The following is a 2,353-nucleotide window of genomic DNA, read 5'->3' on the forward strand; positions in this document are numbered from 1 at the left end:
AAATTATATTATGAATAGATATAAAAATCAATTTTAAATAATGTGTTGAAACCCGTTATTGTTTAAAATTTATTTAAAATCCCAATTCTTCGTCAATAAAAATTATATGAATTCTGTCTTTTATATGGCATTTATTTATTATAACCGTATAAGCGCACATTCTTTTATCAATTTCGCAGTTATCGTTGCAAATCATATCTCCTACTGCGCATGGATTATCCGCTTTAAATCTTATGGAATTTTGAGCAGCCGCAATATCTTTCGCTCTTTTCAAAGCGTCTTTTTCGGTATTTGCTAATTTATTTTTTCCGACTATCAAAAATACTTTTTTCGGTCCGTAAATAACCGCCGACACTCTATTTCCCGAGCCGTCTATTTCGATAACATCTCCATTTTTGCTTATCGCGTTTGCCGAACATAAATAAACATCGGAAGTGAAAGCTTTTATTTCCGCGTCCGCTTTTAATTCCTTATTGTTTCTGTCGACAAAATTTTTATAGCCTTTCAAATCTTCCAATATTCCCATTTGATTTACCGAAGAACTTCCGCCGAAAGTGATAATATCGTCTTTTTTTATTTTCGACAAAACGAATTTTTTAGCGTCTTCTTTATTTGAAAAACTATTGAAAGCAAATCCTTTTTTCTTAAAATTCTTTTTTAGAATTTCGCTTAAATTTTTAAAATATTCTTCTTGCACCGTCATAATAAATCCTTCATTTAATAATTATTTATAATCTATAATATTATAAATACGCAAAAATTCAATATAAGAAAGAGCCTGCCCTTTAGAGCAAGCCCTTTCTTAAATATTATCTTATCAATGGAATAAACCTAAAAAATTATCTATAATTATTCGGGTCGTAAGTTTTATCCAACGCCCAGCGGAAACTTAAATGGTAAAGCTGATGCGTTTGAGTCATATGCGGCTGATATCTTTCAGGAGAGTTTCCTTTTATGTTATAGACACCGTTTCCATTTCCATCACCATATCCCGTATGCCACTTAGCTGCATATGATTGAAGAGCATAAGCCGTTCCAGTCCAACCTGTTGTATCCCATTTCACAACTTTAAATAAACCAGTTCCTAAATCCACAGGATACCCAGGATGCACTACCAATATCTCCATTCTACCGCCAAATCTCTCACTCATTTGAAGTGTTGAGTTAGCCCAGAAGAATTCATTAACCCTATCGCTATTAAAACTAGTAGCTTGGCTTGCATGCATCGCAAAAGTATAAAGTCCGCCTATAGTATAATTTCCGCTCCAAGTGCTTCCATATTCCGAAGCAGAATGGACATTATTTCCATAGCCTTGTTTTAATAGAACGATAGCGCCGCCTTGAAACCATTTCAATACAACATCGGGACGTTTGCTCCAGCGAATATTATAATTCGCATCGAAGAAGAAATCGCCATCACTGGTTTTTATATACATTCTTCTTTTTCCGTCTCTTTGTCTTCTGTCAATCATGTTTTTCCAGATTCTTGCCAACCTGTCCGTATCGTTATAAGATACTTTAGTCCATGGCGGATTCACTCCGAAAATATATACTGACCTGTAAGAAGCGCCGTAATAAGTTTTTCCTTTCGTTTCTTCTACATTCCATACATTTCCAGTGTCTCCGTTGTTGTCGCCCAAATCTCCTACTCCAGTATTTCCGCTCGTGCTTCCTCCTCCCGTGTTTCCTCCGTTGTCATTTGTCACAGTTCCCGTATTCGTAATGAAGGTGATATTCGTCCTATCGGTAAAATTAGGAAGACTGCTTCCTCCTCCATTATCTACAGGGACTTCCATTTGGTAGCCACTGTCAGGTTGAGTAGCTTTTTTCTTACAGGCTACATAAGTAAAGCATAAAACAGTTATAAGAGCTACCATTGATAAACTAATAAATTTTTTTGTTGAATTACCAATCATAATTCACTCCTTTGATTTTAGATTATAAGATTTATATTAACCTTATATACATAAGATAACAACTTATTTTAAATCGTCAACTAAAATTTTCGTATAAGGCGGGCAGCCGACTATTGTTATAAAAAAATAAGAAATTAATAAAAAGTAATGAATTTATGAAAGAATTTAAGCGAATTTACGGGAAAGTTAACATAATTCAATTATTTTTTATTTAATTTAAGTTAATTTTTTATTTTTCCAAATAAAATTTTTTATTGTCCATTGCGAACGAAGTGAGGCTAAAGCCCGCCGTTGGCGAGCAATCCAAAATAATAAAATTTCTTTATCTTTGGATTACTTCTGGCTAAAGCCCTCGTAATGACTGCCAAAACACCGTCATTACGAGATTTATCAAAGCAATCCAGAGTTAACATAATTTAGTTATTTTCTATTTTAAT

General features: G+C 33.7%; 2 protein-coding genes. Both read right to left on the reverse strand.

Annotated elements, in window-relative coordinates:
• Positions 1–73: 73 nt before the first annotated feature.
• Positions 74–703, reverse strand: a complete 630-nt coding sequence (locus tag ACR0QS_RS12835; protein WP_432633845.1) for a lactate utilization protein — start codon at positions 701–703, stop codon at positions 74–76.
• 136 nt (positions 704–839) lie between these two features.
• Positions 840–1,916: a hypothetical protein gene (locus ACR0QS_RS12840; protein ID WP_432633846.1), complete on the reverse strand. Its 1,077-nt coding sequence runs from the start codon at positions 1,914–1,916 to the stop codon at positions 840–842.
• Positions 1,917–2,353 lie beyond the last annotated feature (437 nt).

Source organism: Brachyspira sp., assembly GCF_050873525.1.
In the GTDB taxonomy this organism is placed as follows: domain Bacteria; phylum Spirochaetota; class Brachyspiria; order Brachyspirales; family Brachyspiraceae; genus Brachyspira.